Below are 22,112 nucleotides of genomic sequence, written 5' to 3'. Positions count from 1 at the left end.
TTATGCAATTTTACCTTCCCATGAGATCATACCGCCTGTCATATTAGTAACATTGTAGCCATAGTATTCTAAAAATTGTGTTGCACGGCCACTTCTTGCACCTGAACGACAAACGATGATATATTCTTTATTTTTATCAAGCTCGTTCATACGAAATTCTAACAAACCAAGTGGGATATGAATGGCACCAGGAATAGTCCCCGCTACAACTTCATCATATTCACGCACGTCAATAATATTTAATTTTTTTCCTTGTTGCAAAGCTGCATTTACTTCACTAGCATACATAGCTTTCACTTATAGAACACTCCTTTTACTCAATTTGTATGGCTTTATTATTCTTAACAAGTCTTCCACGGCCAAACAACTGATGCGTCTCGCTTGTTAAACCGTGGAAATTAAAAAACTACCTCATCAACCTTTTTTAATATCTAAAACAATGGATAGGTCCCTTTTAATTTATATAAACAGATTTACGTTTCCGTCTTCAGCATCAGCTAAATATGCCGCTACCCCTGCATATTCAATGCTGTCTAATAGCTCCTCTTGCTTTAGACCAAGCAGATCCATCGTCATTGTGCAGGCGACTAACTTTACATCTTGCTCTTGTGCCATTTCAATAAGTTGAGATAATGGCATAGCATTATGCTTTTTCATAACATTTTTAATCATTTTTGGACCAAAGCCTGCAAACTGCATTTTTGATAGCCCTAGATTTTCTGCACCTTTAGGCATCATCTTTGCGAACATCTTTTCCATAAAACTTTTCTTAACTAGTACATTTTCATCTTTTCGTAACGCATTTAATCCCCAAAACGTATGAAAAATCGTTACCTCATGGTCATAGGCAGCTGCTCCATTTGCAATAATGTATGCTGCCATCGCTTTGTCATAGTCCCCACTAAACAAAACGATAGTCGTTCTTTTTTTGTCTGACATTCTCTCTACCCCCCTTGTTGTCTAGTTATATCTAAATACCTACATAGGTATTTAGTAGTATAAAAAAATATTATGCCTTTCGAATCCAAAATTTTAAAACGCCACTATCTTCTTCGTGATTAACAACTTCATGTCCACCAGACTTTGCCCAGGCTGTTAAATCATTCTTTGCTCCTTTATCTGTTGCATGAATTTCTAAAACCTGACCGGACTCTAATTCATTCATCGCTTTTTTTGTTTTAACAATTGGCATTGGACATGCTAATCCTTTTGCATCTAGAACTTTATTCGCGTTCATCTATAAACTCCTCCTTATATTTAAGTTAAATCAAATTGCATAACCACCATGGGTATGTTGATAAAGCTGTTTTGTTTCTCTTTTTTAATACCACTAAGGGTATATTAACAAACGTTCACAAAACTGTCAAATATAAAATTTAATTTTTTAACTCAGAATTTTATATTACGTTATATACAGTAACCGCGGCTCTTAAAAAAACTGCGAATTAAATAATTCGCAGTAAAAATTTATAAATATTTTCGCTGTACACCTTTGCCTTCATACGTAAATACTACAGGTTTTGTTTCTACAACTGTTTCCATATGAACAGGTCTACCCCACAGCTGATAAATGTACGGCATTACTTTTTCAAGGTATTTTAAGTCTAGCTCAATATCCTCAAACCAGTGCTTTAAATAAAGCTCTCCACTCTTCATATAATCTCCGTCATTGACAGTGATATATGGAAATCCACCATTTACACGCATACTCACAAGCTGGTCACGAACACCTTCCCATTCTTTATCAACAATTTTGTAATCTCGCCCTTGTTTTTGGAACAAATACATATCTTCCCGCATTACAAGATCTTTTGTTAAATAATTTCGAATAAACGATATGTCTGACTCAACTTCACGTACTTCAAATATTTTATCCCGTCCCGATCCTGGTTCAACACCTAGCTCCTTCATTTCATCTGTTGGGTTATTATACCGTTCCTCAATGTCCTCGAAAATTTTCAACCCTAAATAATACGGATTAATCCCCGTTCGTGAAGGCTGTACAACGCCTGCATTTAACTTGGCAAACTCAATTGATTCTTCGGTAGTCAAATCCATTTCACGTAATATTCTTTGATGCCAATACGAAGCCCAGCCTTCGTTCATGATTTTTGTTTCTAATTGTGGCCAGAAGTATAGCATTTCTTCACGCATCATAGTTAAAATGTCGCGTTGCCATTCTTCTAATTCACGACTGTACTCTTCAATAAAAAGTAAAATATCCTTTTCAGGTTGTGGTGGCAATTTTCGCTTCACTTTAACCTTTTTAGGTTTTTTAGACGTTTCCTCTAACCCCCACAAATCATCATAAGGAGTTTTCTTCGGTTCATCCTCTTCTTCAATTTCTGTATCCTCTATCGACCACGACAGCTTTGGTCTCATTAATGATGGATCAATGTGTTCTTGAATCGCTAAGACCGCATCTAAAAAAGACTCTACTTCTTTCTTTCCGTGAATACGTTCATAGTGATTAACACGTTCAGCTGTTGCTGCCATACTTTCAACCATGTCGCGTTTAGTGTTACCAAACCTGGCATTATTTTTAAAGAAATCGCAATGCGCCAAAACATGGGCAACAATCAGTTTATTTTGAATCAACGAATTGGTATCTAACAAAAACGCATAGCATGGATTTGAATTTATAACTAATTCATAAATTTTACTTAGTCCTAAATCATAATGTAGCTTCATTTTGTGAAATTGCTTTCCAAAGCTCCAATGGGAAAATCGTGTAGGCATTCCATAAGCACCAAATGTATAAATGATATCTGCCGGACACACTTCGTAACGCATTGGGTAAAAGTCAAGACCAAACCCCTTTGCAATGTCAGTGATTTCCTCAATAGCAAACTGCAATTGCTTTTCATCCTGTTCGCGCAAGACTCCCTCACTCCCCCTTTTCCTCTTATCACAATGTATGTACAAAAAAGGGGTTTGATGAAAAACTTATTAAGGAAAGTGTTGAAAAGGGATGAAGAGTGCCATCATCGGACTAAAAATATAGTTTAACTGATAAAATTATCTAAATAAAATGGAAAATACGCATAAATAAGGAAAATTCACGCATAACGTTGAAATTTTACGCATAAATTCCAGAATTTCACGCATAAACACCAAGAACTAACGCATAAACTTCTAAAATTCACGCATAATTGTGTCATGACAATTCGGCTACTCAGGTCCAATTATGCTTCACTTTTAACATTCCCACATCGACCAACATTTACAGCGAAAGTTCAAACAGAAGTAACACACAATAATCATATCTCCTTGAAAAGGAGGACGTTAATTGTGAATGTAGCCGATTATGATCGCGCATTATATTACACGCACCGATCACAGTGGGATAATTTACTAATATTGATGGTTCGTACTAAGGACCAATTTTTGTCAAAGAAAATCGAACACTTTTTACATGCTTATAATTTCGAGCATGACTATACAGTGATTGAAACAAAACTGTATGCGTTGCTTCGATATATAGATCACGCCATTGACACTTCAGATTTAGACTTAGAAGAAATTGTTAGTTACAGTTAGAGTTAGAGCTAGGCATGAATATCATGGTGTCAAAACTCATTAACGCGTTATCCACAGAAAGTTCCAAGAACACAGTGAAAATTTTCCGGTTCAGTTTAAGCACCCAATAATCTCAGGGGTTTAAAAAATACTTCATCAATAAAACAAGCCTTGGGCAACTGGTGAGAATTAAGTGGTATTAAGGTCCCATACCAAATTTCCAGTGAAAGGTCCAAGGCACAGGAAAATTTCAGGGTGCTACGATTCGAAGCCTAAACAACAAAGTAACTGATTTTTCGCAAACAACACAACAACCGGGTATCCATAAGCTTACCCGGTTGTTTTTAACATAACTTATTTATTTTTGTCTAAAACTGCCTGAACTTGACTCATGAAACCGTCAGCAAGCTCCGTTAGCATTGCTTCACTTTGTGCGTAAGAGTCGCCAATTACTCCGAAGTAAAACTTAGCCTTTGGCTCTGTACCTGAAGGTCGTAAACAACACCATGACCCATCTTCTAAATGATATTTCAACACATTTGATGCTGGTAAATGAATGTGTTCTTCCTTACCTTCTGCTACATTAACACGTTTGCTTATTTCATAATCCTCAATAACAGAAATCTTTTTTCCTGCAATTTCAACAGGAGGATTACTACGGAACGTCTCGAGTAAAACGGCAATTTGTTCTGCTCCCTGCTTCCCTTTCAACGTAAGAGAACGTAAGCCCTCTCTGTAAAAACCATATTTCTCAAATAATTGCATTAGTCCTTCATATACTGTCATACCTTGTTTCTTATAGTACGCAGCTACTTCTACAGCCATTAATGCCGCTTGCACAGCATCCTTATCGCGAACAAAGTCACCAACTAAGTAACCATAGCTTTCTTCGTAACCAAATAAGAAGGTGTGTTCACCTGTTTCTTCATATTGCTTTATCTTCTCACCGATAAATTTAAACCCTGTTAATGTATCAACAGTCGGTAAATTATATGCAGAAGCAACCGCACGTCCAATCTCACTTGTTACAATAGTTTTTAACACAATGCCGTTAGCGGGTAACACACCATTTGCTTGTTTTTGTGAAAGAATATATTCAAGCATTAAAGCCCCTGTTTGATTTCCTGTTAAAACAACGTACTCACCATTTAAGTCTTTTACCGCCACACCAACACGGTCCGCATCAGGATCTGTCCCGATTAAAACATCAGCATCTATTTCTTTTCCTACTTTTATAGCTAATTCAAAGGCTGCGTTCTCTTCTGGGTTTGGCGAAGATACTGTTGAAAAATTCGGATCAGGTAGTTCTTGTTCTTTTACAACAGTCACATTTTTATAGCCTAAGGCCGCTAACCCATCACGTACAGGTTTATTTGCAGTTCCATGAAGTGGTGTAAACACAACCTTTACATCGACTTCATTTGATAAAGATGGATTTACTGATATCGTTGTTAATTTTTCTATGTATACACGGTCAATAGCTTCACCAATAATTTGAATTAAGCCTTGTTCCTTTAATTCTTGCTTATCGGTAACATTAACCAGTAGTTCATTTTCAACACTATCAACATGGGAGATTACAGCATCCGCTGCTTCTGGAGGCAATTGACCTCCATCCGGTCCGTATACTTTATAACCATTATATTCTGGTGGATTGTGACTGGCAGTCACGACAATCCCAGCATAGGCGTGTAAATAACGAACAGCAAAAGAAAGCTCTGGTGTTGGACGTAATTCGTCAAACACATATGTTTGAATTCCGTGAGTCGCTAATGTTGCAGCTGCCTCCATAGCAAACTCAGGTGATTTGTGACGAGAATCGTATGCAATAACAACGCCACGCTTTTTAGCCTCTTCACCAAACGTATCAATATAACGCGCGAGTCCTTCAGACGCCTTACGTACCGTATAGACATTCATGCGATTTGTACCAGGTCCAATTTCACCACGCATACCGCCTGTACCAAATTCTAAATTTTTATAAAAACAATCCTCTAAAAGCTTACTATCATTCTTCATATCTTCAAGCTGTTGTTTCATTTCTTGATCAAGATTTTCATGCTGCATCCATCGTTTATAAGCTAATTCCCAACTCATCTTGATTTTACCTCCCAAGTAATAAATAAACTATCTCTCATATTTTTTATGAAATTAGACAATCCTGCAAGTGTTTCGACAAATTTTCTTAAAAAATTCACGAATTATTTTTTGTAATCCACTTCGTAAATGTCTTTTCGTCTATCCTTTAATTGACGAACTGTGCCGGATTGTCGTTGTCTGCGTAATATTTCTAAATCAACATCACCGATTACAACCATTTCTACGTTGTCACTACATTCACCAACAATACCATCACGTGCAAACTCAAAGTCAGAAGGCGCGAATATTGCTGATTTTGCATATTGAATATCCATGTTCTCAACTTGAGGTAAATTTCCTACTGTACCTGCAATAACAGTGTACACTTGATTCTCTACCGCACGTGCCTGCGCACAATAACGTACTCTTAAATACCCTTGACGATCCTCTGTACAAAACGGTGTGAATATTATTTTTGCTCCTTTATCAACCGCAATACGTGCTAACTCTGGGAACTCTATATCATAGCAAATTTGGATAGCTATCTTCCCACAATCTGTATCAAATACGTGTACTTTATCGCCTTTACTAATGCCCCACCATTTTCGCTCATTCGGTGTAATATGAAGCTTGTACTGCTTCTCAATCGTGCCATCTCGTCTAAATAAATACGAAATGTTGTACACTTTTCCTTCTTCCTCAACTAAATGTGAACCACCAATAATATTTACGTTATATTTAATTGCAAGATCTGTAAAGAGTGTTATGTAGTCTTCAGTATATTCTGTTACTCTTCGAACAGCCTGGCTTGGTGATTTCTCTTCAAATAGTGACATAAGCTGCGTCGTAAAAATTTCAGGAAATACGGCAAAATCACTTTTGCTATCAGCAGCAACATCCACATAATATTCCACTTGCTTAGCAAACTCTTCAAAGGTTGTAATTCGTTTCATCATATACTGAACGACACATATTCTAACAGGAAAACTCGTTTTATAATGTTGTTTTGTCTTTCCAATATAATCAACATTGTTCCACTCCATTAAAGTGGCATAGCTATGCGAACGAACATCATCAGGTAAATAATTTGGATTAATTCGCATTAGTGTGAATCCATTTAGTAATTGAAATGATAGAACAGGATCATACAGTTTATGCCGAATAACTTCTTTTACATATGAACGCGGCGATAGTTCATCTGCGTGTTTATAATAATTCGGAATACGTCCTCCAATAATTATGCTTTTTAAGTTCAAACGTCTTGTTAAATCTTTTCGTGCCTCGTAAAGACGTTGTCCAACCTTCTTTCCTCTAAATTCAGGGTGAACCATCACTTCAATTCCATATAAATTATACCCGTCGGGATTGTGATTTGTTATGTAACCTTCATCGGTTATGTCATCCCACGTATGCTTATCGTCGTATTCATCAAAGTTTACGATTAAGCTAGAGCATGATCCAATAATTTGACCATCATATTCTGCACATATCTGCCCTTCAGGAAAGTGTGACAAATGACTTTCTAAATGGTCTCGTTTCCAAGGGACCATGCCTGGAAAACAAACTTCTTGAAGCTTAATAATATCATCTATATCAGTAAATGTAATTTGCCTTACTATCATTTTTTTTTCAAATTTACTTAAATCTATCTTTGACACATGATTCTCCCCCTTTTTAAAAATAAGCTCTGTTAAACTTCGGTGTTGATTTTCGCTCCATTGCACTCGCTTTCCGCGGGCGGTTCGGGACCTTCCTCGGCACAAGCGCCTGTGGGGTCACCCGTCTACCGCTCTTCCCGCTGGAGTCTCGTGCGGTTCGCTACAATCATAAAATATTTAAAAATCAACAATTATCTTTAACAAAGTCAATAAAATAAATAGAATTTCTTTTCATTTTATGAATGTGCGTATTATAATTTAATAATGTAACTATGTTCCCTGTAATCAAGGCAAATAAACTGAATGGGTGATAGACTTGCGAAACAATATCCTATCAAAAGACAATGCATTATTTGTTTCCTGGGCTGCAAGCTTGGTAGCGACAATTGGAAGTTTATTTTTTTCTGAAGTACAAAAGTACATTCCTTGTGAACTGTGTTGGTATCAACGAATATTCATGTACCCTTTAGTTATATTACTAGGTATAGCAATCATAAAAAAAGATTATTTATTCGCACGATATAGTATAGCTATGTCTAGTATCGGAGGACTTATTTCTTTCTATCATATCTTAATTCAAAAGGTGCCTGCCTTCCAATCGGCTAGTCCTTCATGTACTATTATACCTTGTACAACCACTTATATTAATTGGTTCGGCTTTATTAGTATACCTGTATTAGCTTTTATTGCATTTACAACTATCTTTATTATGTCAATTTTCATTTTAAAAAAATAAAAATAGTGAAAGGTTTGAAGTTCAGTTATGAAAAAAATAATTATTTTTTCTGCTATTGTAGTTGGTTTATTTCTAGCTTTATTTTTATTAACCAATTACCAACAACAGCAGCAAGCACAAGGCAATCCCTTTGGTAAAGAAACTTTACATCCCGAAACATTAAAACAGCTAGATGACCCAAATTATCAAAATGTTATTTTACCTGATGAACTAGAATCAGCTTTAAATAAAAATGAAACAGTGTCTGTATATTTTTATAGCCCTACATGTCCAGCATGTGTAAAAACAGCACCGATTCTTGTACCGTTAGCAGAAGATATGGGTATTGATTTAAAAATGTTCAATGTATTAGAATTTCCCGAAGCATGGGACACATATGGTCTTGAGGGAACACCAACTCTTATCCATTTTGTTGATGGACAAGAAGCAAATCGTACAGTAGGCTATGCAGAAGAAGATGTATTTGAAGCATGGTTGAATGAGAACGTATTAGAGTAGACACATATAATAAACATAATTTTTTTGTCGTATCCTAACAAACAAACGATACAGGAATTCATACATGCGGGGGTGAAGCTTACTGCCTTCACCCTATTGTCTATTTTTAATTACATTAAAGAAGAACCGACAACTTATGTCCGGTTCTTTTAAACGTTTGTATTTGCAGGTAATACCACTGTTACAGTAGTTCCTTCTTGTTCTTTACTATTAATTACTATCTCACCTTCATAGTCTTTAATTATTGCATTACAGATTGTTAGTCCTAGTCCGGTGCCAGTTCCTTTCGTTGTAAAAAATGGGTCACTTACTTTAGTTAAAGTATCTTTAGGAATGCCTTGACCTTGGTCTGTTATATGAATATTAAGACCTTTCTCAGAGGCTTCGGTCACAATTGAAACAAGTCCCCCATGTTCCATTGCTTCAATTGCATTTTTAATAACATTAATGAAAACTTGTTTTATTTGTTGCTTATCACAGTTGAAATCAAATTGCGTCACCTTAAAATCAATACTGAACTCAACATTTTTCAATATAGCCTGTGGGTTCAGTAACGTAATAACTTCGCGGATTAATATAACAAGATTATGTTTACTATATTGATATGCCTGTGGTTTAGATAAGGATAGCATTTCTCCCGTAATTCTCTCTATTTTATCTATTTCATCCATCATGATTTGTGTGTACATCTGATTTTCTTGAGGAATCTTATTCTCCATAAATTGAAGAAACCCTTTTATAGATGTTAATGGATTTCGTATTTCATGTGCAATTCCGGCAGATAACTGTCCCGCTGTTAACAATTTTTCTGATTGGATAATATGCTTTAAGTTTTGTTTTTGTTCCGTGATATCGCGGATAATCACTTGTAATGATGGATTATTGTCAATATAAAATGGCATGACAACTGACTCCACGTGTCTCGAACTACCATCTATTCGGATCATTTCACGTTCCTTCGCCGAACCTATACACTGATTTTGGATAACATGATTCGTTCGATAAAGCATATCATCATGATACTGTTTCGGAACAAAATCGAACAACGACTTTCCGATAATTTCTTTTCGCTCTTTAGCTCCAAGTAATTTTAACCCTGACTTATTTATGTATTTAAAAATATGGTCAGCTGTAATTAATGCCACCGTATCAATAGAGTTGTCAATCAAGGTTTGATAGTGGTTTTGTTGAATTAAGTATTTTTGCTCCATTTCTTTTATTTGGCTGTGATCCTTAATAAAAACGACATCAATCTCTTCATCGAAAAGTGTAATACGAGTAACTACAGATTCTATTTCTAATATATTATGTTTAAAAGTGACAATTTTTTTCGCAGAATTATCATACTGCTTGTGTTGTTTGAGATCTTCTAAGAAATTTTTCGTCTCGAAAATCGAACTTTCGTGAGTTAGTTCAATGACATTTTTACCTATCACCTGTTCAACATTATCAGTCTCCAATAAGCTTAAAGCATGTCGGTTTGCATATAAAAAGAACCCTCCTTTTCCTATTAATACTGGAAATGGAGAAATCTCAAGCGCTTCTTTTATTGATATTTTGCTATCAAGTATACTACTATCTTTAAACATAGAAATCCTGCCTTACTTAAAAGTGTATTATATATACATTGTATCATTTATTTTCCATTACAAAATAGCCTTATTACTTTTATAAAAGAATGTGTTAAACCTTGTTGTTGATTTTCGCTACATTTCGCTACAATCAATTGACAAATCACATTACACTTTAACACAGACATCCATGCTAATGAAAAATTCGCAACATGGCGCATGAAAATATGCAATCCTGCCCATAACGATACTGGGTAGCCTTATAAAAAAGACAAACTGCATCTCCCTTTGGAATGCAGTTTAATAGTTCATGAGCTTTAATTAAACGAGATACTTGTTTTCCGGCCTCGCATATAAGCTTATTTGCTGTAATGTCAGTGGGGTAGTAAACTGTTCAAGTGTGAATGGAAATGAAAAACCGAAATCATGTAATGTATCAATATTATTTCTAAATACATCCTTGTGCGTTTCTACTATTTCCTCTGATTGAATCGTTTCTAAAACAGCAATAATTGCCTGTAGACTTGAGATTAACTGAAAAGCCTCTTTCAAAGTTCCATTGTAAGCTTCTTTGTTAACCTGTAAACGCAGAATTTCTTTTCTTTCAAAGTCTTCAATTGTATCATCCGAAAAAAACTTTGGTAAAATATCTGTGCTTATGTAATCAACTAACTCCTGAATATGAACTTCTTGTTCCGGAGTTGCAGCCTGCACAATTTTCAACAAAAACACCTTCTCTCACTCAAAAAACATATTTTGCTACACTAGTGTGATATAAAAAAATGATACCATATAATATACATTCTGTGAGAAGGTAAGTGTTACCGGTACAGTCAGGAAGTAGAAGGAGTGGCAAAGATGATAAAACAAAAACGAAATGGGGATTGCTTAGAGCTAGTTGTCCCATATCAGTGGGCCCAAAAGAGTCTTGAAGAGTTGTTAATAAATCAATGGCGAGTTCCTAGAAAAACTTTACACGAATGGCGGATGAATAAAAGTGTTCTAGTCAATGGTGAGGCTCTAAACTGGCGGCACCCACTTAAGCTAAATGATACGTTGTCCATCAAAATGTTTACGGAAGAAGACCACGACATTATAACAGAACACGATTCAATTAATATATGCTATGAAGATTTGCATGTGCTAGTCGTAAATAAGCCTGCAGGTATTGATACACATCCAAATGTACCGAAGCAAACGAACACACTTGCAAATAGAGTAGCTGGTTACTTTGATGATACAGGTATTCATTGCAGACCACATCACATACATAGACTTGATAAAGATACAAGCGGGGGGGTATTATTCGCAAAACATAAACTAGCAGGAGCCATGTTCGATGGATTATTAGCAGAGCGAAAAATTAAACGCACATACACAGCTGTAGTGGAAGGTATTGTGAAGCAGCAAACAGGGATCATTAACGCTAATATCGGAAAAGACCGTCATCACAGTACACGCCGACGAGTGTCATCAAATGGACAACATGCTGTAACACATTATCGCGTTGTAGATACGTTTCCAAAAAGTAAAATATCCGTTGTCAAATGTACACTTGAAACAGGGCGAACTCATCAAATACGGGTTCACATGTCTTCCATTGGACATCCATTAGTTGGAGATACATTGTATGGAAGTAAAAGGCAGACTTTAGAGAAGCAAGCATTACATGCTCATGCTTTATCTTTTTATCATCCATTTTTAGACAAACATATTGATGTTACCGTTCCATTAAGCAAAGACATACAGGTTTTATTAGAAAAATTGGCAGAAAAAAAATAAGTCGATTGTTATAAAAAATTTCACTAGACGAACTGCCCTTTCCCTCTTATTATTAAGCTACTGACAACTCTCACAGCTTAAGCATTGGGGGTTTTAGAATACTAAAATTCTTCTCAAAAGAACCTTATCTTTTTTAAAAAAGAAGGCACTTGCGCGGAACTATCACTTTTTTAGATAGTATTAGAATTGGAAACCATTGATAATGGTAGGGGGCACATGCATGAAACGTAAATATCTTCAATTTATTCAGGAGTCAATGACAACAGCTGGTTACACATTTTTTGAAATTGACCATGGGCTGATTTATCAAGTCGTAAAAGACAGTAAAGCCTTTATTATGTATCAAATTGATGTTGGTTTAAATAACGCTACATCATTTAGAGCATCAAGAAGTAAAGCAGGTACGTATCAAATTATGAATTTCGCACGTATATCAGCAGTTCGGCATGATTTACTCGTTAACCCTGGACACCATTCGTTATCGTTGTATAAAGAACATACTCCTAATGTCATGCAAGAAGCCCTTAATACTTTTTCATCATTTGGTGGCAAAGCTGTTATTAAACAAGATGATGGTTCAGCAGGTTCTAATGTTATCCTTGTGCAAAATGAACAGGAATTAATAGCTGGTTGTGAAGAATTGTTTGCAGCTGGTCACAACATTGCTATTAGCCCATTTTTTGATGCCCCGTTAGAATATCGCGTAGTTGTTTTGGATGGTCAAGTAAAGCTTGTGTTTGCTAAGGAGCGTGTAAGCTCGTGGCGCCACAACTTAACAGGCGGCGGCGCACAAGTGAAAGAAGACATTGATACTGAAACACTAGTTCATCTTGAGCCTTTAGCTGTTGCGGCGGCCAAACAGATTGGCTTGACATTTTGTGCCATCGATATACTTCATACTGCATCCAACGAGCTTCTTGTTCTTGAAATAAACAGTACCTTTGCTTTAGAAAAATTTATTGAACATAATGACTTACGAAAAGCAAAAGTAGCGCAGCTATACAAAGAGGCTTTTGAGTTACGTTTTAGCACAATGCCTCAAGATATTGATCCATTTGCTATGCCTTTAACAATCTAAATAAAATACGGTACAGCTCCTGTTTCTACAGGAGCTTTTTTTACATCATTTCTCTATGGCAGTAAAAAATCGCACTTACGCATTACCCTAATATACCAAACATAAGGACACTTACAGTTACAATAACAATACCTATTAACGTTTCATATGGTAGTAGTCTAAAACGTTCCTTCATATCCATATGAACTGCATTTCGTGTAATGTGAAAGTATGTTCCATGAGGCAAATGATCTAACACGACTGTACCTGCGTGTACCATCGCACCCGCTGCCAATGGGGCTATTCCTAATTTTAATATTGCTGGGGCAAAGGCGGCCCCCGCAGCAGCCGATGCTGCCGCTGTTGAAGCTGTTGCGGCTGACATTGTGATACCTGCGATAGGAGCAATGGAAAAACTAGGCAAACCGAGCGCTTCAATCCCTACAGATATTTTCTCCAATAAAGCAGAGTGCGTTATTACACCTGTGAGTGTCCCTGTTCCTATCAGTAGAATGGCAACGCCTCCCATTTTGTCTAAGCCAGCACTGACAAATGACAATAAATCTCTAGTTCTTCCCATTGCAATGGCCCCGATGACGCCACCAACAGGCAATGCGATTAAAGGGTCGATGCTTACATTAAAAATTGGCTGTAAAAGCAATAGCAAGATCGCAACCATCGGCGCTATTATGGCTAACAAAAATGTTGGGTTCTCTACAGTTGTTTTCATTTTTTCTTCTAAGTCTCGCGTCTTTATAAGCGTACCTTTACTTATACACATATTACTAAGTACATATGTAATGCCTAATCCTATAAAAGCTGGGATTACATTTGCAACCATAACTGACGTAAGTGCCAAATCAAAAGATTCACTAATGGCAATCGTATTCGGGTTTGGTGAGATAATATTTCCCGCCTTCCCACCCCCTGAGATGGCTAGCAACACGGCCAGCTTCGACATATTGGCACGCGAGGCAATGGCTAATGCAATAGGAGCTACTGTTAAGACAGCAACGGCAATGAACACTCCAACAGCTGTTAATAGCATAGTGGCAACTGCAATTGCAAGTAGTGCTTTTTTTTCACCTAACGATTGTAATATTGTCTCGGCTATTATTTTAGCTGCTCCGGACTCTATTAAGACTCCCGCTAGAACCCCTGCTGTTAATACCCTTAACACAACACCAGTCATTCCTTGGGCTCCTTCAATCATAATGGTTACAGCATGCTCAACTGATAATCCTCCTATAATAGATCCAATAAATGCACCTATCATCATAGCATAAGGTGGCGTGACACCTTTTATAATTAAAAATATGATTAAGAGCAAGGCGCATAGTGTTCCGAATATGCTTATTTCCATCTCCCCTCATCCCTCCTAAAGCCTAGACAGGCACACCAATTATTTTATAACAGATAATTTTTTATTTTCAAAAAATAAACATATTCATTTTAAAGTTTTTTACGCATTAAAGCGAAAATGTGTTAATATAGTAGAATCAAACTTTTACAGATAGAAAGGTGTTCGATGATGAAAGTAGTAAAATTTGGTGGGAGTTCTGTAGCGAGTGCTGGACAGTTTAAAAAGGTGGCATCTATTGTTACATCAGATGTAAATCGAAAATTTGTTGTTGTATCGGCACCTGGTAAGCGTTCAAAAGATGACATTAAGATGACCGATATGCTGATTGGATTAGCACAATCAATCAGTACTGGAGAAGACTATCAAACTCAGCTTACGCAAATACTGGATAGATACGAGGAGATTGCGCTAGGCCTTGAATTGCCAACTACCATAATTGCTGACATCAGGGCACAATTAGAAAAGACCATTTCAGCATATCAAAATTCGCCACGACTACTTGATAATCTAAAAGCTAGTGGAGAAGACAATAATGCGCGATTAATGGCTCATTATTTACAGCACCTTGGACACAGAGCTACATATATGAATCCTAAACATGCTGGGATTTTAGTAAGTGATGAACCTGGTAATGCACAAGTTCTTCCTGAAACGTATGATAATTTGAGTCAATTACGGAACATGGAAGGTATCATTGTAATACCTGGGTTCTTTGGCTATACAATAGGTGGCGAACTTGTCACTTTCCCTCGTGGAGGATCGGATATTACTGGTTCTATTGTTGCGGCAGGTGTTACAGCAGACTTGTATGAGAATTTCACTGATGTTGATTCTATTTATTGTGTGAACCCAAATATTGTTCAAAACCCTCAAGACATTAAAGAACTAACATATCGCGAAATGCGAGAGTTATCTTACGCTGGGTTTAGTGTATTTCATGATGAAGCTCTACAGCCAGTATATCACGCAGGCATTCCCGTTTGTGTTAAAAACACAAATAACCCAGACGCACCTGGTACACTAATCTTATCTACCCGCGAGCATAGTAAGCAGCCCGTTGTTGGGATTGCAAGCGACAAAGGATTCTGTACGGTATATGTAAGTAAATACATGATGAACCGTGAGATAGGCTTTGGGCGTAAGTTGCTTCAAATACTTGAAGACGAGTGTATTTCGTATGAGCATACGCCATCTGGTATTGATAACTTATCCATTATTTTACGTTCTAATCAACTAAATGGTGAAGTAGAGAGTCGTGTACTAGATCGCATTCGAACAGAGCTTGAAGTAGATGATATATCGATTGAGCACAACCAGGCTATTATCATGGTTGTTGGTGAAGGTATGACTAGCACAATCGGAATAGCATCAAAAGCTACCACTGCCTTCATGAAAGCAAATGTTAATATCGATATGATTAACCAGGGCTCTTCAGAAGTGAGTATGATGTTTGGTGTTAAAGAGTGCGATCTCAATAACGCTGTTCAGGCATTATATAATGTATATTTCAATTAAGTTATACTACCAACCTTAAGAAAACACGCTGCGAGTCAGCGTGTTTTTTACTCAATTACACCTGTTCCTTCCACATTCACATCTACACTCACACGAAAATCAATGTTCGGATAAATTGAAAGCCACTTTTCTATTTTCTCACTTTCCTCACCGCGATGAGTAGCTCGATAGCGAAGACCAAAACCAAAAGGATCTAGCTTTTTTCCCTGCAGTTTTTTCAGTAAACTCAACACACGTTCCTCTGCAACATTTGAAGCAATTTTATTTAATTTTTCAATTTCATCTCTAGTTAACTCTTTTGTTGCCTCTTCTACAATACCTTCAAGGCTAATTCTCATATCTATAAACGGTTGACGATCTACTGGCGTAACAATCTGATACTCTTTATTTACGTGGTCAAGGGTCAAGATAAATTTAAACCCTTCTTCCTCTTCAATATCTATATCAACCTTCGAAATATCAGACATGAGCGCATAAAGAATTCTTGTTTCGTCCTTGCTCAACACATGTTTCATAGTAAAGTCTTCAAACAACGCCATTGTATTAATATTAAACAAATCATCCTTTACGCTAACAATAGGTAAATAAGCACTTATGCCTCGTTCATATAAGGACCGACGAAAATTGAACAAATAGTTAGAAGCAACATACGGTGTTTCTGTCCCTGAATATCCAAAACCTAAAAATAACGCATTACCTGGGATATTCTCAGATTTTGGCTGAAGCTCAAGAATATCTTTTGCCGTTGGCTTACCAATCCCGATCCATGCTATTTGCTGAATATCACGGCGCCTGAGAAACCAATCTAACACATTTCGGATATCCTCTTTAACAACGTCTTCTCCATAAAGTATCATCTTTGCATGTCCAAAATCTAACTCTTTGTCGACACGAGACTTAATAATACGAACGGCTTCCGTGATAGTTTCTGCCGATTCTGACACAACGATTGAATTACTCTCTCCCATCTTTTGCTCAGTGGTAGTTATAGCAAGCTTTAAATGAATCAAGTAATTTTCTTCTTTCTCTTTATCTTTATCAATACCTACTGCTACAACAAAAAAACGCTTATCGATGTCTTTAAACCCACAGCCCGTAAACAAAAGACAGCATATAAAAACAAGAATATATTTCATATTTTTTTATGCTCCTTTCGCACGAGATATGTTAAAAGGATATTAGCTAATAAACCAAACGGAATTAATAAACTAAGCCATAATTTTGTTAAAATTAATATAGTGTTTTCGTTAAAATAGTGGATGACTAAAATGGTAATCCCGCTAAAAACTAACACAATTACATATTGTATTCTTGGCTTATTATTTTTTTTAATCTTTGGTAAGTGTGATTTAAAAAACTCAACAGCCACATGCCAATGGATAATTACACTCATTAAGGAAATGGATATATAAATCAATAAAAAGACAAATACGACGCGCTCAACAAAGCCAAATTCAAAGCGAAGTGCGTCACTCGTCGTTATCCATATGTAATTATAATCCTCCACCCCATCTACACCATGGAAGCCTATTGGCACCATTAAAGTAGTAAATAAATTTGCTATTGCAACAAGAGGCACTAAATATATAAATTTCGGCTTTAGCTCCTTGAATCCACTATTAAATATCATGATATTAATAAAACCTGAGATTGTATACGCAGCAGCTGACAAAGTATACCACGATGGAATGTCTGCATAATGTGTCAAGACTGTCCTTACTGCGTCCCACTGAAAGTAATTATTGGCATAGGCTTTAATAAACAACAGAACTAAGAAGGGAAGGTTTAATACAAGGACTACTTCAAGCATATATAATACTCTCTTTGATTCAAGTAATGCTCCTGCACAAACGAGTATTAAAAATAACGCTGCGATACCTTCTTCAGGTATCTCGGGATTAATAAATCGCTTCGTTATAGTTGAAAAAGCAACAACTGTAACAAGACCTGCTACAAGCCAGAGTAAGCCATATAAAAAACTTACCACGACTGTAACAGGCATATTTATACGGCCTTCCATAATCTCTAATATTGTTTTATTGGGGAATTTAGCTATCAGCTTTACATGCCAAAATAACAGAGAAAATCCCAACACACTTGCCACTCCAATTGCCATAACAGAGCCATCAAGTCTGTTTTCTATTAAGATTTTAGGGATATATGCAACAACATTTGATAACATATTTATTGCAACTAAATAATAAAAGTATCGATAATGAAGATTAGACATTTATAAATCACTCATTTTTAGGTATTGTCATGTTTTCACTAAAATAAATTCTAAAATAAGGTTGACCGAAGCTGCTTAAATTGACGAGGTACATGATTAACCCCAATAGACTAATAACAACACCTATTAAGCCAAACAGGGAGGCAGCAACAATAAATATATATTTCACAACTCTCATCGCAAAACTCATTTCATTGATTGGAACAACAAAATTCGAAATCGCCACCGCCGATACAATAATAATCATAATATTTGATACAAGCCCTGCTTCCGTTGCAGCCTGTCCAAGTATTAACCCACCAACTGTTGTGGCGGTAGGCCCAATTGTTTTTGGTAACCGAATACTCGCCTCAACAAGCATTTCCATCATAAAGAGCATGAACAGCACCTCTAAAAAAGATGGATACGGTACAGCGGCACGACTCCCAGCTATAGATAAGGCAAGTTGAACACGAAACACTTCTGGATTATAGCTTGTAATCCCTATATAAACGCCGGGTAAAATGAGGCTTATAATCAACCCAGTATACCTTAATATAGTAAGAAATTTAGCGACCCAATATGGTTGATATAAATCTTCCATTGAACTCATAAAATCATAAAATACTGCAGGCATAACTAGAGCAAACGATGTTCCCTCAAGTAGTAGGACTACTTTTCCTCGAGCGATATTGTAAATAATTCTATCAGGTCTTTCCGTAATCATATATATCGGAAATAGTGTTTTCTTTCCCATTGAAAATACACGTTGAAGCTGTCCAATGGATTGGATCAATGAGTTATCTAAATTAGATAATTTTTCTTTTACTTCTTTAAGAAGCTGTTCATCAACAGCCTTCGTGTCGTATAACAAAACAGACTTAAGGCGATTAGCCCCGCCAATTGGAGGTGCATTTTCTATACGAAGTGTTTGATTATGATATCTATGTCGCAATAAATTTAAATTAACAAGGATATCCTCGCTTAACGCTTTTTGTGGACCTTGTATCGTAGTTTCCACTGATGCATCTTCAGAATCGTTATACCGGAACATGCTAAGTTCGACTAAATATGCCTTGTTAAAAACAAATATAACGACAAAGCCACATAGCACATCTTCCATAACCTGTTTAGCTGACTGTATCTCTTTAAAGCCCGTATGACTTTCTATATAGCTACTAAATCGATTTATATTGTTCATTTCATAAAAAACTTTTACAAGCTGTTCATGAATTGCTTTTGCATCCGTTACCGTTTTCAAATAAGCTAATTCAATTTCACAATCTTCTAGTGTAAGCTTTTGAAACTGCATATCTGCAGATTGATCTAGCGGCTGTATGCTAGAACGAATTTCCTCTTCCGAGATAAGAGGGGGAGTATTTGGCATACATGGTAACCTCTCTTTTTTAGACATTTCCCTATTTAGTATGAGTTATCATGTGACTAAACATGCAAATTATTACCATTAAGAAGTGTACATAATTCTGTTTCAGGTTAAATGCGGTGACATCCCCAGCAAAGAGTTGAAAGGACAAAGCCACGCTAGAGGGAAAAAGTATCGTTGAATGAATCCCGCTTCCCACTATCGTCCAAACTGCTAGTAACGGAAGACTTTCTTGCTCTCTGCTGAAAAATTAATTTCCTAAGCGATAAAAAACACTACGTGTTTTAAACGTAGTGTTACCTCTTTTTATACCAATTGTTTAATCTCTTCTATTTGGTCTGTGTGACGCTCCTCATGATAACCTATAAATTCAATCATTTGTCTTAAGTTAACCGCACCGAAAGCTGGATGCTTCATAGATTTATTATCTAGAGACTGTTCATCCGCTTCATCTAAGAAAAGAAGAAGCTGTTGCCTAGACTCGTGTAGATTATTTATTAAAGTGGCTTTCTCGATATAGTCCGTAGGGGGATCATACGGTGTCTTTACTTTGTGTTTACGACTCGCTACAGCTTGAAGAGGTTTATCCTCAACCTTTTCACTTTCTTCAAGGATTGCTTTTTTTAGTTGTGTAACCACCATTGCCTCTGTGTCGATTAAATGGCGTAATACTTGAGCGATACTCCAAGAGTCTTCACTAGGCTTTTTGTTCAGAACAGTATCGTTTACACCTTCCACACTTTCTAAAAGGTTTTCACGCGCTTCCTTCAGTAAGTTTCTCGGCATGAAATCTTCTCCTCTCTTTATGTAATACATATTCATTATATATTCATAATTGAAAAATAGAAAAAATTAACACTTTAAAATTAACAAGCCTCGTTATGCTGAATTCGTATAGCTAGTCCCCTATTACTTTGCTATAATCTAACTACAAGGAGCGTGACATCATTGAAATTTTCTTCAAAAAAAGACCCTGTACTCATGATTTTAATTTACTTTTCTTTAATTATGATGCTTGTTGTTGCTGTACAAGTGTTGATGGAAGCAGCTACACCTGCTAACCTCATGATGGGGATAATATTATTAGTTTTAAATGGCGTACTATCGTGGACAATATTTACTACTTCATACATTATTCACGACAAAACATTAACGGTTAAAGCTGGACCATTACGCTGGAACATCAATATTAATGATATTCAAACCATTAAAGAAACAAATAATCCGATGGCTAGCCCTGCACTGTCGTTAGAACGATTAGCTGTCACTTACAAAAAAGGCATATATACTAAATCCATTGTTATATCTCCGAAAAATCCTGATACTTTTATAAGTGAACTTCGTAAAAAAAATAAGCGCATAAGATAATGCATGACGCCGATTCTGACATGTTCGAATCGGCTTTTTTTATACATGGTAATGTGGCACACAAAAAGCCCACATCCTCGTACTTTTTGAGAATGCAGGTTTGTATTAAATCTTTTTCTGTAAAAATTTTAAAGATAGTCTACGTATTACGCTCTACAATATTTTCAGGTACGCCAATGTGAGGTACGGTTGAATTTCTTACTATTAACTCTAGTGGGAACTCATGAACTTCTCGTGTTTTATGAACTTTAAGCTTAATTTTTTCTATTAATATATCAACAGCTAGTTCTGCAAGAAGTTTAGCTGGTTGATATACTGTTGTAATAGTAGGTTCAATAAGCTCTGCGATTTGTTGATCGTCATACCCAACTACAGCAAGGTCTTCTGGAACAGTCCAACCATAACGCTTAGCTTCTGTTATTAAGCCAGCTGCGACTTCATCACTACCTGTAAAAACAGCGGTTGGCGGGTGTGTCAAAGATGCGATTTCATGAAAAATTCTTCGTCCATCATCAATAGTAAGTGCATTGCGAAAGGCAATATCTTCATCAAACTCCACACCATTATCTTGTAAAGCTTTAGTAAAACCATGCTCTCGATATACGGCAGTGTTACTTCTATAAATACCACAACAGTAAGCTATCCTTTTATGCCCTAAATCTAGGAGATGCTTCGTTGCAATGTAAGCACCCTGTATTTGATTTAGCCTGACCATCGGCACTTGTGCATCCTCAACGAATTCATTGCAAAGAACGATTGGACCAGAGTCTAAAAATGGCTTAATAGAAGGCCAATCACTTTGAATAGATGCTAATATGACTCCGTCAACCTGCCTCGTTTTGAGGAGATTTAAATAATTTAATTCTTTTTCAGGTGAATAGCGTGTTTGACATACAATCAATTGGTAACCTTTATCTGATGCCCTCATCTCCATTGCTTCTATTAACGAGCTAAAATAAGGGTTCATAATTCTTGATACTAGTACAGCAATCATCTCAGTTTTTTGACTACGCAAACTACGAGCAGATGAGTTAGGTACATAACCTAGCTTAGCCATTGCATCCTGTACAAGTCGTTTCTTCTCTTCCGTTACATACGGATGATTGTTTATAACTCGCGATACTGTTGTACGTGATAGACCGGCTAACTTAGCTACGTCTTCTATTGTTGCCATCATCCTACCTCCTTATCTCGATGTTCCGAACCTCTCGAGATAATGTATGAAATCGTTCTCATTATATTATATAATTATTTGAAATCGTTTACAATATTATTTTATCTTCTCTATTCGACCTGACGATAATACTAGATTTGATTACTAGTATTTTTATCAAGAGAGATTCGATAACGAATGGTTGTTGTACACTCCTTAT

Annotated in this window: 21 protein-coding genes; 7 read left to right on the top strand and 14 right to left on the bottom strand. The window is 36.4% G+C overall.

Features of this window, described 5'->3' with window-relative positions; translation table 11 throughout:
- The 4 genes from EJF36_RS04815 to EJF36_RS04800 all read right to left on the bottom strand — a co-directional run bounded on the left by EJF36_RS04815 (position 1) and on the right by EJF36_RS04800 (position 2,880).
- On the bottom strand, positions 1-288 hold the full coding sequence (locus EJF36_RS04815; RefSeq protein WP_185807004.1) for a rhodanese-like domain-containing protein: 288 nt from the start codon (positions 286-288) through the stop codon (positions 1-3).
- A gap of 171 nt (positions 289-459) precedes the next feature.
- Entirely contained in the window at positions 460-939 is a 480-nt protein-coding gene (locus EJF36_RS04810; RefSeq protein WP_125905231.1) for a DsrE/DsrF/DrsH-like family protein, read from the bottom strand.
- Positions 940-1,009: 70 nt separating this feature from the next.
- Entirely contained in the window at positions 1,010-1,237 is a 228-nt protein-coding gene (locus EJF36_RS04805) for a sulfurtransferase TusA family protein (protein ID WP_125905230.1), read from the bottom strand.
- A gap of 230 nt (positions 1,238-1,467) precedes the next feature.
- Positions 1,468-2,880: a SpoVR family protein gene (locus tag EJF36_RS04800; protein ID WP_125905229.1), complete on the bottom strand. Its 1,413-nt coding sequence runs from the start codon at positions 2,878-2,880 to the stop codon at positions 1,468-1,470.
- A 411-nt stretch (positions 2,881-3,291) separates the two neighbouring features.
- Between EJF36_RS04800 and EJF36_RS04795 the strand changes: the two genes are divergently transcribed.
- Positions 3,292-3,540: a YhdB family protein gene (locus tag EJF36_RS04795; protein ID WP_125905228.1), complete on the top strand. Its 249-nt coding sequence runs from the start codon at positions 3,292-3,294 to the stop codon at positions 3,538-3,540.
- A 333-nt stretch (positions 3,541-3,873) separates the two neighbouring features.
- Here EJF36_RS04795 and EJF36_RS04790 read toward each other — a convergent pair whose 3' ends face one another.
- The gene (locus EJF36_RS04790) at positions 3,874-5,616 is read right to left on the bottom strand and encodes a phospho-sugar mutase (protein ID WP_125905227.1); all 1,743 of its coding nucleotides are present in this window, start codon (positions 5,614-5,616) and stop codon (positions 3,874-3,876) included.
- Positions 5,617-5,720: 104 nt separating this feature from the next.
- The gene (locus EJF36_RS04785) at positions 5,721-7,220 is read right to left on the bottom strand and encodes a bifunctional GNAT family N-acetyltransferase/carbon-nitrogen hydrolase family protein (protein ID WP_125908263.1); all 1,500 of its coding nucleotides are present in this window, start codon (positions 7,218-7,220) and stop codon (positions 5,721-5,723) included.
- A gap of 352 nt (positions 7,221-7,572) precedes the next feature.
- Here EJF36_RS04785 and EJF36_RS04780 point away from each other — a divergent pair, with 352 nt between their 5' ends.
- Positions 7,573-7,992 (top strand): disulfide oxidoreductase, encoded by a 420-nt coding sequence (locus tag EJF36_RS04780; RefSeq protein WP_125905226.1) that lies wholly within the window; start codon positions 7,573-7,575, stop codon positions 7,990-7,992.
- Positions 7,993-8,019: 27 nt separating this feature from the next.
- Positions 8,020-8,490, top strand: coding sequence for a thioredoxin family protein (locus EJF36_RS04775; protein WP_125905225.1), 471 nt, complete (start codon positions 8,020-8,022; stop codon positions 8,488-8,490).
- A gap of 149 nt (positions 8,491-8,639) precedes the next feature.
- Here the strand turns inward: EJF36_RS04775 and EJF36_RS04770 are convergent, their stop codons facing one another.
- Complete coding sequence (locus EJF36_RS04770; RefSeq protein ID WP_125905224.1) at positions 8,640-10,079, bottom strand: ATP-binding protein; 1,440 nt, start codon at positions 10,077-10,079, stop codon at positions 8,640-8,642.
- Positions 10,080-10,382: 303 nt separating this feature from the next.
- Complete coding sequence (locus EJF36_RS04765) at positions 10,383-10,775, bottom strand: YhcU family protein (RefSeq protein ID WP_260471973.1); 393 nt, start codon at positions 10,773-10,775, stop codon at positions 10,383-10,385.
- Positions 10,776-10,922: 147 nt separating this feature from the next.
- Between EJF36_RS04765 and EJF36_RS04760 the strand changes: the two genes are divergently transcribed.
- Together EJF36_RS04760 and EJF36_RS04755 are read left to right on the top strand one after the other, a co-directional pair.
- The gene (locus EJF36_RS04760) at positions 10,923-11,843 is read left to right on the top strand and encodes an RluA family pseudouridine synthase (protein ID WP_125908262.1); all 921 of its coding nucleotides are present in this window, start codon (positions 10,923-10,925) and stop codon (positions 11,841-11,843) included.
- A gap of 220 nt (positions 11,844-12,063) precedes the next feature.
- The gene (locus EJF36_RS04755) at positions 12,064-12,921 is read left to right on the top strand and encodes an ATP-grasp domain-containing protein (RefSeq protein WP_185806813.1); all 858 of its coding nucleotides are present in this window, start codon (positions 12,064-12,066) and stop codon (positions 12,919-12,921) included.
- An 82-nt stretch (positions 12,922-13,003) separates the two neighbouring features.
- On the opposite strand, the gene EJF36_RS04750 is transcribed toward EJF36_RS04755, so the two are convergent.
- Positions 13,004-14,263, bottom strand: a complete 1,260-nt coding sequence (locus EJF36_RS04750; RefSeq protein ID WP_125905221.1) for a GntP family permease — start codon at positions 14,261-14,263, stop codon at positions 13,004-13,006.
- Positions 14,264-14,431: 168 nt separating this feature from the next.
- Here EJF36_RS04750 and EJF36_RS04745 point away from each other — a divergent pair, with 168 nt between their 5' ends.
- Positions 14,432-15,778: an aspartate kinase gene (locus EJF36_RS04745; protein ID WP_125908261.1), complete on the top strand. Its 1,347-nt coding sequence runs from the start codon at positions 14,432-14,434 to the stop codon at positions 15,776-15,778.
- A gap of 47 nt (positions 15,779-15,825) precedes the next feature.
- On the opposite strand, the gene EJF36_RS04740 is transcribed toward EJF36_RS04745, so the two are convergent.
- From EJF36_RS04740 to EJF36_RS04725, 4 genes are all read right to left on the bottom strand, one after another.
- Positions 15,826-16,914 carry a Ger(x)C family spore germination protein gene (locus tag EJF36_RS04740; RefSeq protein ID WP_125905220.1) on the bottom strand — a complete coding sequence of 363 codons (1,089 nt, stop codon included), beginning with the start codon at positions 16,912-16,914 and terminating at the stop codon, positions 15,826-15,828.
- Positions 16,911-18,008: a GerAB/ArcD/ProY family transporter gene (locus EJF36_RS04735; RefSeq protein WP_125905219.1), complete on the bottom strand. Its 1,098-nt coding sequence runs from the start codon at positions 18,006-18,008 to the stop codon at positions 16,911-16,913. Before EJF36_RS04735 ends, EJF36_RS04740 begins: the two co-directional genes overlap by 4 nt.
- A 7-nt stretch (positions 18,009-18,015) precedes the next feature.
- On the bottom strand, positions 18,016-19,374 hold the full coding sequence (locus EJF36_RS04730) for a spore germination protein (RefSeq protein WP_125905218.1): 1,359 nt from the start codon (positions 19,372-19,374) through the stop codon (positions 18,016-18,018).
- 303 nt (positions 19,375-19,677) lie between these two features.
- A complete protein-coding gene (locus tag EJF36_RS04725) occupies positions 19,678-20,157 on the bottom strand; it encodes a DinB family protein (RefSeq protein ID WP_185806812.1) in 480 nt (159 codons plus the stop codon).
- A gap of 162 nt (positions 20,158-20,319) precedes the next feature.
- Between EJF36_RS04725 and EJF36_RS04720 the strand changes: the two genes are divergently transcribed.
- Positions 20,320-20,739, top strand: a complete 420-nt coding sequence (locus tag EJF36_RS04720) for a PH domain-containing protein (RefSeq protein WP_125905216.1) — start codon at positions 20,320-20,322, stop codon at positions 20,737-20,739.
- 139 nt (positions 20,740-20,878) lie between these two features.
- On the opposite strand, the gene EJF36_RS04715 is transcribed toward EJF36_RS04720, so the two are convergent.
- Entirely contained in the window at positions 20,879-21,913 is a 1,035-nt protein-coding gene (locus tag EJF36_RS04715) for a LacI family DNA-binding transcriptional regulator (protein WP_125905215.1), read from the bottom strand.
- Between the last annotated feature and the right edge of the window lie 199 nt (positions 21,914-22,112).

This window comes from Bacillus sp. HMF5848 (genome assembly GCF_003944835.1).
GTDB lineage: Bacteria > Bacillota > Bacilli > Bacillales > HMF5848 > HMF5848.
The sequence above is the reverse complement of the archived record's forward strand: the minus strand, read 5'-3'. Positions and strand labels throughout refer to the sequence as shown.